Raw genomic sequence first — 12,866 nt, 5'->3', positions numbered from 1 at the left:
ATAACTTGCAGGGTTGCGATCAAGCGTAAAGCTGCGATGCAGCGATTTGCCCCACCGGAGGAGTCATCTTGGATTTAGCGCATTGTTATTTATACATATAAATAATCTATAAAATTACAGGTTGACGGGATGACAGCATCTCCCCTACCCCTAAGGCACGCAGGGGAGTCCCGCCAAGGGGACTGAGAGGCGTTTTGGTGCGGGGCAACCCAAACCGGCGGCGCGACCCTTTGAACCTGACCCAGTTGATACTGGCGTAGGAAGCTAGGCATGCACGGCGCCGGGACAAATACACCCCGACCACCCTGCGTTGACCGAACAAGAGGGCCGCGCGCCCTCTGTTTCCCGAGCCAAGCCTCATCTGGTGTCTTTTCTGAGTCTAGGCTTCGAGGAGCACCATAATGAACGTCCCCAACCCAAAGATCACCACAGGTGGCCTGCCCGCATCGCGCAAGATCTACGTTGCAGGCGAGGTCCATCAGGACATCCGCGTGCCGATGCGCGAGATCGCCACCCACCCCACTGCGGGCGAGCCGCCGCTGCCGGTCTATGACAGCTCCGGCCCCTACACCGACCCGGATGTGCTGACCGATATCCGACAGGGCCTGCCCGCCCTGCGCCGCCAGTGGACCCTCGCGCGCGGCGACGTCGAGAGCTATCAGGGCCGCGATGTGAAGCCAGAGGACAACGGTTTTGTCGAGGGCGACCGGCTGGTGCCTGAGTTCCCGGTGAAGCCTGCCCCGCTGCGCGGCAAGGACGGCGCCGCGCCAACCCAGCTGGCCTATGCCCGCGCCGGTATCATCACGCCGGAGATGGAATTTGTGGCGATCCGCGAAAACCAGCTGCGCGAGCTGTCGCCCTGCCACGGCAAACGCGACGGCAATGACTTTGGCGCCAATATCCCCGACTACGTGACGCCGGAATTCGTGCGCTCCGAAATCGCCGCCGGTCGCGCCATCATCCCGGCCAACATCAACCACCCTGAACTCGAGCCGATGATCATCGGCCGCAATTTCAAGGTGAAGATCAACGCCAATATGGGCACCTCTGCTGTCACCTCCTCAATGGAGGAAGAGGTGGACAAGCTGGTCTGGGCGATCCGCTGGGGTGCTGACACGGTGATGGACCTGTCCACGGGGCGCAACATCCACAACACCCGCGAATGGATCGTGCGTAACTCCCCCGTGCCGATCGGCACCGTGCCGATCTATCAGGCGCTGGAGAAGGTGAATGGCATCGCCGAGGACCTGACCTGGGAAGTGTTCCGCGACACGCTGATCGAGCAGGCGGAACAGGGCGTCGATTACTTCACCATTCATGCGGGTGTGCGGCTGCACATGGTGCCGATGACCGTGAACCGGGTGACCGGGATCGTCTCGCGCGGCGGCTCGATCATGGCGAAGTGGTGCCTGCATCACCACAAGGAAAGCTTCCTCTATGAGCATTTCGAGGAGATCTGCGACATCTGCCGCCAGTATGACGTCAGCTTCTCGCTGGGTGATGGCTTGCGCCCCGGCTCCATCGCCGATGCCAATGACGAGGCGCAGTTTGCCGAGCTGGAAACCCTTGGGGAACTCACCAAGATCGCTTGGGCCAAGGACTGCCAGGTGATGATCGAGGGGCCGGGCCATGTCGCCATGCACAAGATCAAGGAAAACATGGACAAGCAGCTGGAGTGCTGCCACGAGGCGCCGTTCTATACGCTGGGGCCGCTGACCACCGACATCGCGCCGGGCTATGACCACATCACCAGCGGCATCGGGGCGGCGATGATCGGCTGGTTCGGCTGCGCGATGCTGTGCTACGTGACGCCGAAGGAGCACCTGGGCCTGCCTGACCGGGACGACGTGAAAACCGGCGTGATCACCTATAAGATCGCAGCCCATGCCGCCGATCTGGCCAAGGGTCTGCCGGGGGCGCAGCGCCGCGATGATGCGCTCTCCCGCGCGCGGTTTGAGTTCCGCTGGGAGGATCAGTTCAACCTGTCGCTGGACCCGGATACTGCGCGCGAATTCCACGACCAGACTCTGCCGAAACAGGCCCATAAGGTGGCGCATTTCTGCTCCATGTGCGGGCCGAAGTTCTGCTCCATGCGGATCAGCCACGACATCCGCGCCGAAGCGCAGAAGGAAGGCATGGAGGCAATGGCGGCCAAGTTCCGCGAGGGCGGCGAGCTCTATGTGCCTGCACCTGAGGCTGCGGAACCGGCGGAATGATCACCATCGCAGGCGCAGGCCTCGCCGGTCTCGCCTGCGCCTATGAGCTGGCGCAGCGCGGGGCCGCCGTGCAGATCTACGAACGCGCGGCTGCGATCGGTGCAGGCAGTGTCGCGCGCTATGCCGGCGGCATGCTCGCCCCCTGGTGCGAACGCGAAAGCGCCGAGGAGGCGGTGATCACCCTCGGTGGCCGCGCCATCGACTGGTGGGCCAAGGTCACGAGCGTCCACAGGCGCGGCACGCTGATGTTGGCGCCTGCCCGCGACCGGGCCGAGCTGACCCGCTTTGCCCGCCGCACCACCGGGCATCGGGGCGTGGACGAGGCCGAGATCGCGACGATGGAGCCGGCGCTGGCGGGGCGGTTTGCGCAGGGGCTGTTCTTTGAGCAGGAGGCACATCTGGACCCGCGACAGGCGATCCGGGATCTGGCGGCTGCGGTCTCTGCCCTTGGCGTTGAGATCTGTCTGGGGGCTGATGCGCCGGGAAGCGTTGATATCGACTGCCGGGGCATCGCCGCCGCCGACCGGCTAACGGGTCTGCGGCCTGTGCGCGGAGAGATGGCGATACTGCACTGCCCGGAGGTCATGCTCACCCGCACCCTGCGGCTGCTGCACCCGAGAATACCGCTGTACCTCGTCCCACGCGGCGACGGGCTGTTCATGATCGGCGGCACCATGGTTGAAAGCACATCCACCCGTCCCGTCACCCTGCGCTCGCTCAGCGAGCTGCTGAATGCAGCCTTCACCCTGCACCCGGGCTTTGCCGAGGCCAGCGTTGTGGAAACAGGTGCCGGGCTGCGCCCCGCCTTTGCCGACAATCTGCCCCGCCTTCATCAGGACGGCGGGACACTATTCCTCAACGGGCTGTACCGCCACGGATTTCTGCTGGCGCCCGCGATGGCGCAGCAGGTGGCGGACCGCCTCAGACCGGAGACATCAGATGAACATCACCGTGAACGCCAAAGCGCATGAGGTGAGCGCCCGGACGCTGGAAGCTGCGCTGCGTGAGCTGGGCTATATCAGCCCGTCGGTCGCCACCGCGCTGAATGGCGCCTTTGTGGCCCGCACCCGACGCGCTGACACCGAGCTGAACGAGGGCGACCGCATCGAAGTGCTCGCCCCGATGCAGGGGGGATGACGATGCAGATCTATGGAGAAGAGATCACCTCGCGGCTGCTGCTGGGCACCGCCCAATACCCCTCGCCTGTGGTCCTGAGCGAGGCAATCAGGACCAGTGGCTGCGAGATCATCACCGTGTCCCTGCGGCGCGAGACCGCTGATGGCTCCGGCGCGGGATTCTGGGACGGCCTGCGCGATACCGGCTGCCGCATCCTGCCCAACACTGCAGGCTGCCACTCCGTGCAGGAAGCAGTGACCACCGCCCAGATGGCGCGCGAACTGTTCGGCACGCCCTGGATCAAGCTGGAAGTGATCGGCCATTGCGACACGCTGCAACCGGATGTGTTCGGGTTGGTCGAGGCCGCGCGTACGCTGTCTGACGATGGGTTTCAGGTCTTTCCCTACACCACCGACGATCTGGTGGTCGGAGAGAAACTCCTTGAGGCGGGCTGTGAGGTGCTGATGCCCTGGGGCGCGCCGATCGGATCCGGTCAGGGCTTGCGCAACCCGGATGGCCTGCGCGCGATGCGGGCCTATTTCCCTGAGGTGCCGCTGATCGTGGATGCGGGCATTGGCCGCCCGTCGGATGCGACGCAGGCGATGGAGCTGGGCATGGATGCCGTGCTGCTAAACACCGCTGTGGCCAAGGCCGGAGATCCTGCCGGAATGGCGCACGCCATGGCGCTGGCGATTGAGGCCGGGCGCGCCGGATATCACGCAGACCCGATGGAGCGGCGCGATATGGCGGTGCCCTCCACCCCTGTTCTTGGCCTCGCAGCGCTAAGCTGAGCTGCGCCCCCCTTATTCACGGAGACGACAATGGAGCGTTTTTACCTGATCGTTGGTCATGTCAGCCAATTGGAACTGCTGGTTCCCCATGGGGTGCGCCTTGTGCAGCTGCGGCTGAAAGACCTGCCGGAGCCAGAGATCCGCCGCCAGATTGCCCGCGCGCGGGATTTCTGCGCCGTGCATGGCGCGCAGCTGGTGGTCAATGACTATTGGCAGGCCGCACTGGATCTGAACTGCAGCTTTGTGCACCTGGGACAGGAAGACATGGACACGGCCGATTTCGAGGCCCTGCGCCGCAAGGGCGTGCGGTTTGGCCTGTCGACCCATGACGAAGCGGAGCTGGAGCGCGCCCTCGCCCATGGCCCTGAGTATGTGGCGCTTGGTCCGGTTTATGAAACCCTGCTGAAACAGATGAAATGGGCCCCACAGGGGCTTGACCGGGTGCGCCGGTGGAAAGCGATGGCGGGAGACACACCGCTGGTTGCCATTGGCGGGCTGACGCCCGAACGCCTGCCCGGGGTCTTTGCCGCAGGTGCAGACAGCGCTGCCGTGGTGACGGATATCCAGCAGGCCGCCAACCCGGAGGCGCGGACCCTGGAATGGATCCGGGCCTGCGCGAGATGAGCCGCTTTGACCGCCAGACCGCTTTGCCGGAGGTGGGCGCCGAGGGACAGCAGAGGCTGGCCAGCGCCCATATTCTTGTTGTCGGGGCCGGCGGGCTTGGCTGTCCGGTTCTGCAATATCTTGCCGGTGCCGGTATTGGCGAAATCACGGTGATGGACGGGGACCGGGTTGAGGCAACCAACCTGCCACGCCAGCCACTCTATACATTTGCGGACGTTGGTCGCTACAAGGTCGAGGCCGCGCGCAGGCGGCTGATCGCAATGGCGCCGGAGCTGCGGCTGCACCCCCATGCACGCGACCTGACACCGGACAATGGCGCCGCTGCGGTCGGCCCCGCCGATCTGGTGATAGATGCTGCCGACAGCTATGCGGTGTCCTACACGCTTTCGGATTGCTGTCAGCCGCTGGGGCGTCCGCTGATCAGTGCGTCGGCACTGGCGCAATCGGGTTATGTCGGCGTCTTTTGCGGGGGCGGCCCCTCGCTGCGCGCCGTCTTCCCCGACCCGCCCGACAGGAGCGCCACCTGCGCCAGTGCCGGGATTATGGGGCCGGTTGTCGGGGTGATTGGCGCCCTGCAGGCACAGCTTGCCCTGAAGTTGCTACTGGGCCATCAGCCAACCCCGCTGGGGCGGATGTTCAGCCTCGACTTTGCCGGGCTTCAGATGGGCGGGTTTGATTTCGCCACGGCCGCAGAGCCTGCGTGGTCGCTGCCCTTTATCGGGATGAACAGCGTGACCGCCGCCGATTACGTGATAGAATTGCGCCCGGAGGATGAGGCCGCTGAACCGGCCACGACGACCGCTGTCCGCATCCTGCCGGATCGGTTGACGGCGGCTGATCTGCCGACGGACCGCCGGGTTGTGCTTGCCTGTCATAGTGGCCTGCGGGCCTGGCGCAAGGCGGCGGAGCTTGCGCCTGACTTTGCCGGAGATCTGGCGCTCTTGGCAGCGGGGCGGCGGCAATGAGCGCGCTGCTGATCATCGCAGGCACCGACAGCAGCGGCGGCGCCGGGCTGACCCGTGATATCGCCGCCGCCACGGCGATGGCCCGCATGATCCCGCAGTTCGCGGCCCGATCGCTGAGCCTGCGACCGGTGGTGACAGCCGTGACCGTGCAGACCAACCAGGCCTTGCAGGAGATCTACCCGACGCCGGTTGACGGTATTCTGGGTCAGATACAGGCCGCTGTTGAGACCGGCCCGATCAGCGCGGTGAAGATCGGCATGGTCGGAAGCGCGGCAGCTGCCGAGGCAATTGCCGCAACTCTGGCGCGGTTGCTCCCGCCGAGTTGTCCGGTTGTGCTGGATCCGGTTCTGCGCAGCAGTTCAGGCGGTCGGCTGATGCACGCCGGTGATCTGGCACCGTTAATGGCCCGCGCCGATCTGATCACCCCCAACTTGCACGAAGCATCGCAGCTATGCCCAGGCTTGCACGGCGCAGTTCCGGGCGGCGGGAGCCGCGTTGACCCGCAGCACTTCGGCATGGCAGCGCAGGCGGGCCAGCTTCACCAGGCGGGCGCCGGAGCGGTTCTGATCAAAGGAGGACATGGGACCGACGCGATGGCAGTGGACCATCTTTTCTGCGACGCCACCCATGTCGCCTTCCCGCGGCCAAGACTGAAACAGACCAAGCGCGGCACCGGCTGCACCCTGGCCACCGCAATCGCAGTCCAGCTGATGGCCGCGCAACAGATCGAGACAGCCTGCCGGGCGGCTGGCGACTATGTGCATGAGTGGCTGAAAGAGATCCCTGCCTGATTGGCGCATGGTCGGTTCCCCGCCGCCTGTTTCCGGTGCTCGCTGCTGTGATGTCGGTTTCCAGCCGCAGATTTCTGGAGCGCTTTGAGACTGACATTGGCCGTTGATCGCGACGATCGGCATCCGGCGCGACACCAGGGCCGATGGATCATGGCACTGGAGCACTGGAGCACTGGGGAATCGCGGCATCATCGCGGCAGGCGTCAGCCAGACCGCAGGCATGGAAAAACCGCGCCGGGATGGTCCGGCGCGGTCTCTGTCTCGGTCGTTGAAATTCTGGCTTTCAAGGCCCGTTTCCGGGTCAGAAATCCTGCCAGATATCCTTGGCCGCGTTGCCACTGGTACTGGCGACCGCCGGGGCCGGGGTCGGTTTCACCGCCTCCAGATCCCAGTCATCGCCATGGGCACTGGGCGCCGCCGGTTTGGGGTCATTTCTGGTGACCCGCGGCGCCGGGGCCGCTGCTGGGGTCTTGCGGGCAGGTTCCGAGGCCGGTCTGCCCCCCGCCGCGACCCGGAAATGGGCGACCAGCTGGGCCAGCTTGGTGGCATCGGCATTGAGCATATGCCCGGCGGCAGTGGCCTCTTCGACCATGGCGGCGTTCTGCTGGGTGACCTGGTCAAGCTGGGTCACGCCGGTGTTGATCTCATGCAGACCGGTCGACTGTTCGCTGGCACCGGTTGCGATGCCCGAAACCAGTTTCGAGATATGGCCGACCCGCTCCACGATGCTTTGCAGCGCGTCGCCGGTTTTGCCCACCAGATCAACGCCCCGCTCCACCTGTTTGGTGCTGTCGCCGATCAGCGTCTTGATCTCCATCGCCGCATCCGAGGACCGCTGCGCAAGGGCGCGCACCTCGCTGGCGACCACGGCAAAGCCCTTGCCCGCCTCGCCGGCCCGCGCGGCCTCGACACCGGCGTTCAGCGCCAGGAGATTGGTCTGGAAGGCGATGTCGTCAATCACCCCGATGATCTGCGAAATATGGGTCGAGGACTGCTCGATCTCGGTCATTGCGGAGACGGCGCTCTGCACCACGGTGCCACTTGTTTCGGCCTCCTGTTTGGCTTCCTGCATGATGCTTTCGACACTGCGGGCACCTTCGGCGGCGGATTTCACGCTGGCCGTCATCTCGTCCAGGGCGGCGGCGGTTTCCTCCAGCGTGGCGGCCTGGCTTTCGGTGCGGTTGGACAGGTCGTCGGAGGCCTGGCTGATCTCATTGGCGCCGTTGCGGATGCTTTCGGCAGTGTCGATCACCTGGGTCACGGTCGCGCTCAGCGTTTCCGCGGTGCGGTTGAAGTCACGCTGCAGCTGGGCGTAATCCTCCGGCAGGGTCTCGTTGATACGCACGGTCAGATCGCCCTGCGACAGTGCCGCGAGACGGCTGGAGATGATCGACACCACATCGGACCGCTCGGCGTCGCGGGTCTGCTGCTGGCCTTTCAGCACGTCTTGCTCCTGCAGCTTCCCGCGGAATGCCTCAAGCGTTCGGGCCATTTCGCCGATTTCGCTGCGCGCCCGAGTATAGGGTACATCCGTCGCCGTCTCGCCGTCGGCCATCGTGGCCATCCGCGCCTTCAGACCGTTGATCGGGCCGGTAACACTGCGCAGCAGGACCGTCGAGGCAATCACCAGAAGAATCAGGCTGATCGCGAGGGTGGCCATCGCTTCGGTCCGCATCTGGGCAAGATCCGCCCGAATGTCAGAGACATAGGAGCCGGTGCCAATGACCCAGCCCCAGGGTTCAAAGGCCTTCACATAGCCGATTTTCTGCTCTGGAGTGGTCTGACCCGGTTTCTGGAACCAATAGCGGACCGAGCCGGCACCATCAGCTGCGGCAACCTTGCCCAGCTCCTGGAACACCTTGATACCCTTCACGTCTTCGAAGCCGGACCGGTCAGTGCCGACCCAGTCCGGCACCATGGGGTGCGCACGCACGATAAGTTCCTTGTCGAATGCAAAGAGGTAGCCGGAGGTTTCGAAGCGAATTTTCTCAATCACTTCACGGCCCTGAGCGCGCGCCTCCTCGGCTGTCAGCTCACCAGACTGTACCCGCGCCTCAAGATCGGCAAGCAGGCTGATTGAGGTATCGATGATATTGCTGAGCTCACGGTCGCGCATGGCATAGGCGTTGTCGACTGCGCGTGACAGCAGCAGGACGGTCAGCAGCACAGAGAGCGCGAGTGCCATCGCCACCACAGCGTAGATACGGATGGGAAGACGAAAGAATATGGACGGCATCGGTTACTTGGTCCTTTGAGGAATTACATCCCCGAACACTAGGACCGGCGCCCCTAACAAAGCGTTAGGCAAAGACCCAAAATCGCAGGCTTCACGCCATTATTGCATAGAATTTCAATCTCTTATCTTAAGAGTTTGGAAACCTTCGCCCGCCTCGGGCCGCAGCTGGTCGCGGCGGCGCTGTGGCGCCCCTCGCGGCACAGGAAAAACGGCCCCGCAAAGGGGGCCGTTTAATCTGCGATTCGCGGACCGCTCCGGACGGGTCAGCTCACCGGCAACATGCCCTTCTCGGACGCCAGCTCGCGCATCTTCTTTTGAAGTTTCTCGAAGGCGCGTACCTCGATCTGGCGGATACGCTCGCGGCTGACGCCATATTGCGTGCTGAGGTCCTCCAGCGTTTTCGCCTGATCGGCCAGCCGGCGCTGCGTCAGAATATCCTTCTCGCGATCGTTGAGCACATCAAGCGCATTTGCGAGCAGCTCGCGGCGGGCCTCAAGCTCATCGCGCGCCTCGTAGTCGCCGGCCTGATCGGCATCCTCATCCTCCAGCCAGTCCTGCCACTGCATCGTGCCTTCGCCCTCGCTGCCGACGGTGGCATTGAGAGAGGCATCGCCGCCGGACATCCGCCGGTTCATCGAAATCACCTCCGTCTCGGTCACGCCGAGGTCGGTGGCGATCTTCTTGACGGTGTCGGGGTGCAGGTCGCCCTCCTCCAGCGCGCCGATACGGGCCTTGGCCTTGCGCAGATTGAAGAACAGCTTCTTCTGCGCCGAGGTGGTGCCGAGTTTCACCAGCGACCAGGACCGCAGGATATATTCCTGGATCGAGGCGCGGATCCACCACATGGCATAGGTCGCCAGGCGAAAGCCCTTTTCGGGATCAAAGCGTTTGACCGCCTGCATCAAACCGACATTGGCTTCGGAGATCACCTCGGCCTGCGGCAGACCATAGCCGCGATAGCCCATGGCAATTTTCGCCGCCAGACGCAGGTGCGATGTCACCATCTTATGGGCCGAGGCACTGTCCTGCTCTTCGACCCAGCGCTTGGCCAGCATATATTCCTCTTCCGGTTCCAACAGCGGGAACTTGCGGATTTCCTGAAGGTACCGGTTCAGCCCGCCTTCGGGTGTCGGTGCGGGCAGATTTGCATAATTTGCCATTCTTTGTGTCCCTCCCAATGTATAAGGACTTAACATCTCGTCATATGGGTTAACGCACAGCCCCGTTCAAGAGTTGCCAAGTTTATCTCTTATAGGAATCATAAGAAAAGCGGTCTGTGACGAAGTTCACAGCAAGTTGCAGACCATCGACCCGCCGCAACGCGCGGCGGGATCTCGGTTTTTCTGCAATAAATCAGGAGCTCGCTGATCGCAGGCGTGATTATTCCGCAGGCGTTGCCAACATTTGCAGCAGATCTGTCATATCTTCTGGTACCGGCGCTTCAAATCGCATGTCGTCACCGGTGACAGGATGGACAAAGCCCAGAACCGCAGCATGCAGTGCCTGACGCGGGAATGACTGGATGGCCGCTGCGGTGGCCTCGGGCAGCGATTTTGCGGCAAGTTTGCGCTTGCCGCCATAGACCGGATCGCCGACCAGCCCATGGCCTGCATGGGCCATATGCACCCGGATCTGATGGGTGCGGCCGGTTTCAAGCCAGCATTCGATCAGCGCCACCACCGGCGGCGTGCCGTAGCTGTCGACGATACGGGCACGGGTGACAGCATGGCGGCCGCCCTGGAACAGCACCGCCTGCCGCTGCCGGTCGGTTCTATGGCGCGCGAGCTGTGTGGTCAGTTTGAGGATATTGCCGGGTTCAAAGCTCGTCCCCTTTACCCCGCGCAGGCGCGGATCATTGGCATCCGGCACACCATAACAGATAGCGCGGTAATAGCGTTCGACCGTATGTTTCTCGAATTGAGCGGCCAAACCCTGATGGGCGACATCGGATTTCGCGACCACCAGCAGCCCGCTGGTCTCCTTGTCGATGCGGTGCACGATGCCGGGGCGTTTGACGCCACCAACGCCGGAGAGGTTATCGCCGCAATGGTGCAGCAATGCGTTGACCAGCGTGCCCGATGGTGTTCCGGGGGCGGGATGGACAACCATGCCTGCGGGTTTGTTGACAACGATCAGATCGTCGTCCTCATAGATCACCTCAAGCGGGATATCCTCGGGGCCGATGTGGCTGTCCTCGGCCTCTTCCACGGTGATCTCGATCAGCGCACCTTCCTCGATCTTGGCCTTGGGGTCGGTCACGACCGTGCCATTGACCTGCAGCTGCCCTGCCTCGATCAGCCGCGCCAGACGGGTGCGCGACAGGGTGGCTTCCTCTGGCACATCACGCGAAACCGCTTTATCAAGCCGTTTAGGCGGGTTTTCCGCGATGACAAACTCGATCCGGCGGCGGGCCATGACACATCCTTCTGAGACAGATATTCAAAGTGAACCGCCCCAGCTGGTGTTCCTGCGGCGGATGGTGACCACATTAACGGTGATCATGATTTGCGGGTTCTTAGTGGTTCTGACCCTGCTTGTCATCCGTTTGTCTGCGTCAGGTCCAAAGCTGCCCGAAACGGTGACGCTGCCAGCCGGGGTCAGCGCGCGCGCCGTGACCTTTGGCGACGGCTGGATTGCTGTGGTCACCGATGGGGATGAGATCCTGATCCTGAACAATCTGAGCGGTGCTATCGAACAACGCGTGGCGATCCAACCGGTCAGCGACTGATCTTCACCGGCTCGTTCATGCAGGCTAACCCAGGGTAAGCCGCTGAATTACCGACATGAAAACAGGCGTCGTGCCTCTGGCGGTCCAATGTGGTCATATCAATATCATCTGAAGGGTGGTACCACCTCCCCGGCTCGAACGGGGGACCTCCTGATCCACAATCAGGCGCTCTAACCAACTGAGCTAAGGCGGCACTGAGGGCGATTTAATACAGGGGCGATGAGAGCGCAAGAGGCAAGCGGCAAGTTTTTTACCCCGAATGTGAAGAGATTTGCCGTCACGCTTGCGATCTTCTGCCCCGCCCGCGAGGTCCATCTGGAAGCCGCGAGTGCTTGCCATTACAGTGGCAGCAGGCTAGCAGAACCCGTCACCGCAAGCCCCATGACAGGAGTGCCGCATGAGCATCAACACCGAGCGCGACATCGAAGCCAATATGCAGATCGGCCCCACCGACGCAGGCATGGTCCGCATCTTCATCGAAGCCGACGGGATCGAAATCCCGATGGATTTTGATCCGGATGAGGCCAATGAAATCGCCGAAGAAATCATGGCCGCAGCCCAGGCAGCGCGCAGCCTCGATACCTGAGCCCCACGAACACCCGGCGGCGGGCTGACGCGCCCGCCCTGCCAACCGACGCGCCGCCAGCAATCAGGCGCCGCGCGCCTCGCTGTCCCATATCCCATCCATCCCCGGTCGCGGGTCGCGCAGCCGATGCAGGCGGCTGGCGGCGTCCATTGCGAATTTCTGGATCAGCTTCTTGCGACGGGCGGCGGGCAGTTTCTGTTCCGGCGCCATGCGGATGATCTCGGCGTCATAGTCATCGGCGATGATCAAACCGCTGTCGTCAGGCAACAGCTCATTCGGAAACGCCAGATCCACCGCCCAGAAATAGCGATCGCACCATTCAAGATAGCCCCGCCATTTGCTGTCGGACTGATAGTCGGCGCGGCTGGATTTGCACTCGACCACCCATAGCTCACCCTTGGGGCCAAGCGCCATGACATCGACCCGCAGACCACGGGCGGGAACGAATTCTTCGACCGTGACAAAACCAAGCGCCGCCATATGGCGGGCCACACCACGCGCGAGGCGCTGACCGGGGGCAAGATCCTGCATCATGGGGCCAATGTGAACAATTCATGAACAAATGACAAGGCCATGGCGCAGGCACCTTGCAAACGCACTGGTCAGATATTGTATCAAGACAGCCTGCGGCCATGCCACATCCGCCACGGTGAGAGGGCCATGTCGAAAAGACGGCGGACGCCCCTTGTCTCCGCCTGCCCCGACGCCTAGTTAGAACGGAGGCGGGTTCTGCCCTTCTCGTGACAGGTAGCATTCCAGTGGCCTTAAGCAATTCCGAGGGAGCTGGCTCTGTTTGGACCCTGGTCCTTTTAC

The 12,866-nt window shown here is 63.1% G+C and carries 13 protein-coding genes, 1 tRNA gene and 1 riboswitch; of the genes, 9 read left to right on the top strand and 5 right to left on the bottom strand.

What is annotated here, in order from left to right:
- Positions 1 to 151 precede the first annotated feature (151 nt).
- Positions 152 to 280: riboswitch (TPP riboswitch) on the top strand.
- Positions 281 to 401: 121 nt separating this feature from the next.
- Genes thiC through thiD form a run of 7 tightly spaced genes read left to right on the top strand, consistent with a single transcriptional unit; the run spans position 402 to position 6,503 of the window.
- Positions 402 to 2,216 carry a phosphomethylpyrimidine synthase ThiC gene (gene thiC / locus VWY75_RS05535; protein ID WP_416538094.1) on the top strand — a complete coding sequence of 605 codons (1,815 nt, stop codon included), beginning with the start codon at positions 402 to 404 and terminating at the stop codon, positions 2,214 to 2,216.
- Positions 2,213 to 3,187, top strand: a complete 975-nt coding sequence (locus tag VWY75_RS05530) for an FAD-dependent oxidoreductase (protein ID WP_416538093.1) — start codon at positions 2,213 to 2,215, stop codon at positions 3,185 to 3,187. The genes thiC and VWY75_RS05530 overlap by 4 nt, the downstream gene beginning before the upstream one ends.
- Positions 3,156 to 3,353, top strand: a complete 198-nt coding sequence (gene thiS / locus VWY75_RS05525) for a sulfur carrier protein ThiS (RefSeq protein ID WP_340544998.1) — start codon at positions 3,156 to 3,158, stop codon at positions 3,351 to 3,353. Before VWY75_RS05530 ends, thiS begins: the two co-directional genes overlap by 32 nt.
- 2 nt (positions 3,354 to 3,355) lie before the next feature.
- Complete coding sequence (locus tag VWY75_RS05520; protein WP_416538092.1) at positions 3,356 to 4,123, top strand: thiazole synthase; 768 nt, start codon at positions 3,356 to 3,358, stop codon at positions 4,121 to 4,123.
- A 30-nt stretch (positions 4,124 to 4,153) separates the two neighbouring features.
- Entirely contained in the window at positions 4,154 to 4,747 is a 594-nt protein-coding gene (locus VWY75_RS05515; RefSeq protein ID WP_416535514.1) for a thiamine phosphate synthase, read from the top strand.
- Positions 4,723 to 5,712, top strand: a complete 990-nt coding sequence (locus VWY75_RS05510; RefSeq protein WP_416538091.1) for a ThiF family adenylyltransferase — start codon at positions 4,723 to 4,725, stop codon at positions 5,710 to 5,712. The genes VWY75_RS05515 and VWY75_RS05510 overlap by 25 nt, the downstream gene beginning before the upstream one ends.
- Positions 5,709 to 6,503: a bifunctional hydroxymethylpyrimidine kinase/phosphomethylpyrimidine kinase gene (thiD, locus tag VWY75_RS05505; RefSeq protein ID WP_416538090.1), complete on the top strand. Its 795-nt coding sequence runs from the start codon at positions 5,709 to 5,711 to the stop codon at positions 6,501 to 6,503. The genes VWY75_RS05510 and thiD overlap by 4 nt, the downstream gene beginning before the upstream one ends.
- A 301-nt stretch (positions 6,504 to 6,804) precedes the next feature.
- Here thiD and VWY75_RS05500 read toward each other — a convergent pair whose 3' ends face one another.
- From VWY75_RS05500 to VWY75_RS05490, 3 genes are all read right to left on the bottom strand, one after another.
- Positions 6,805 to 8,739 carry a methyl-accepting chemotaxis protein gene (locus VWY75_RS05500; RefSeq protein WP_416556085.1) on the bottom strand — a complete coding sequence of 645 codons (1,935 nt, stop codon included), beginning with the start codon at positions 8,737 to 8,739 and terminating at the stop codon, positions 6,805 to 6,807.
- A 263-nt stretch (positions 8,740 to 9,002) separates the two neighbouring features.
- On the bottom strand, positions 9,003 to 9,899 hold the full coding sequence (gene rpoH, locus VWY75_RS05495) for an RNA polymerase sigma factor RpoH (RefSeq protein WP_340544992.1): 897 nt from the start codon (positions 9,897 to 9,899) through the stop codon (positions 9,003 to 9,005).
- Positions 9,900 to 10,119: 220 nt separating this feature from the next.
- Positions 10,120 to 11,154 (bottom strand): RluA family pseudouridine synthase, encoded by a 1,035-nt coding sequence (locus VWY75_RS05490; protein WP_416538356.1) that lies wholly within the window; start codon positions 11,152 to 11,154, stop codon positions 10,120 to 10,122.
- On the opposite strand from VWY75_RS05490, the gene VWY75_RS05485 reads away from it, so the two are divergent.
- Positions 11,153 to 11,467: a DUF6476 family protein gene (locus tag VWY75_RS05485; RefSeq protein WP_416538355.1), complete on the top strand. Its 315-nt coding sequence runs from the start codon at positions 11,153 to 11,155 to the stop codon at positions 11,465 to 11,467. The genes VWY75_RS05490 and VWY75_RS05485 overlap by 2 nt on opposite strands.
- Positions 11,468 to 11,583: 116 nt before the next feature.
- On the opposite strand, the gene VWY75_RS05480 is transcribed toward VWY75_RS05485, so the two are convergent.
- Positions 11,584 to 11,660: transfer RNA gene (locus tag VWY75_RS05480), tRNA-His, on the bottom strand.
- Between the two features lie 204 nt (positions 11,661 to 11,864).
- Here VWY75_RS05480 and VWY75_RS05475 point away from each other — a divergent pair.
- Positions 11,865 to 12,053, top strand: coding sequence for a DUF6324 family protein (locus tag VWY75_RS05475; protein WP_340544989.1), 189 nt, complete (start codon positions 11,865 to 11,867; stop codon positions 12,051 to 12,053).
- Positions 12,054 to 12,116: 63 nt separating this feature from the next.
- Here the strand turns inward: VWY75_RS05475 and VWY75_RS05470 are convergent, their stop codons facing one another.
- Entirely contained in the window at positions 12,117 to 12,587 is a 471-nt protein-coding gene (locus VWY75_RS05470) for an MmcB family DNA repair protein (RefSeq protein WP_416538354.1), read from the bottom strand.
- Between the last annotated feature and the right edge of the window lie 279 nt (positions 12,588 to 12,866).

This window comes from Phaeobacter sp. JH20_08 (genome assembly GCF_048056635.1).
GTDB lineage: Bacteria > Pseudomonadota > Alphaproteobacteria > Rhodobacterales > Rhodobacteraceae > Phaeobacter > Phaeobacter bryozoorum.
The sequence above is the reverse complement of the archived record's forward strand: the minus strand, read 5'-3'. Positions and strand labels throughout refer to the sequence as shown.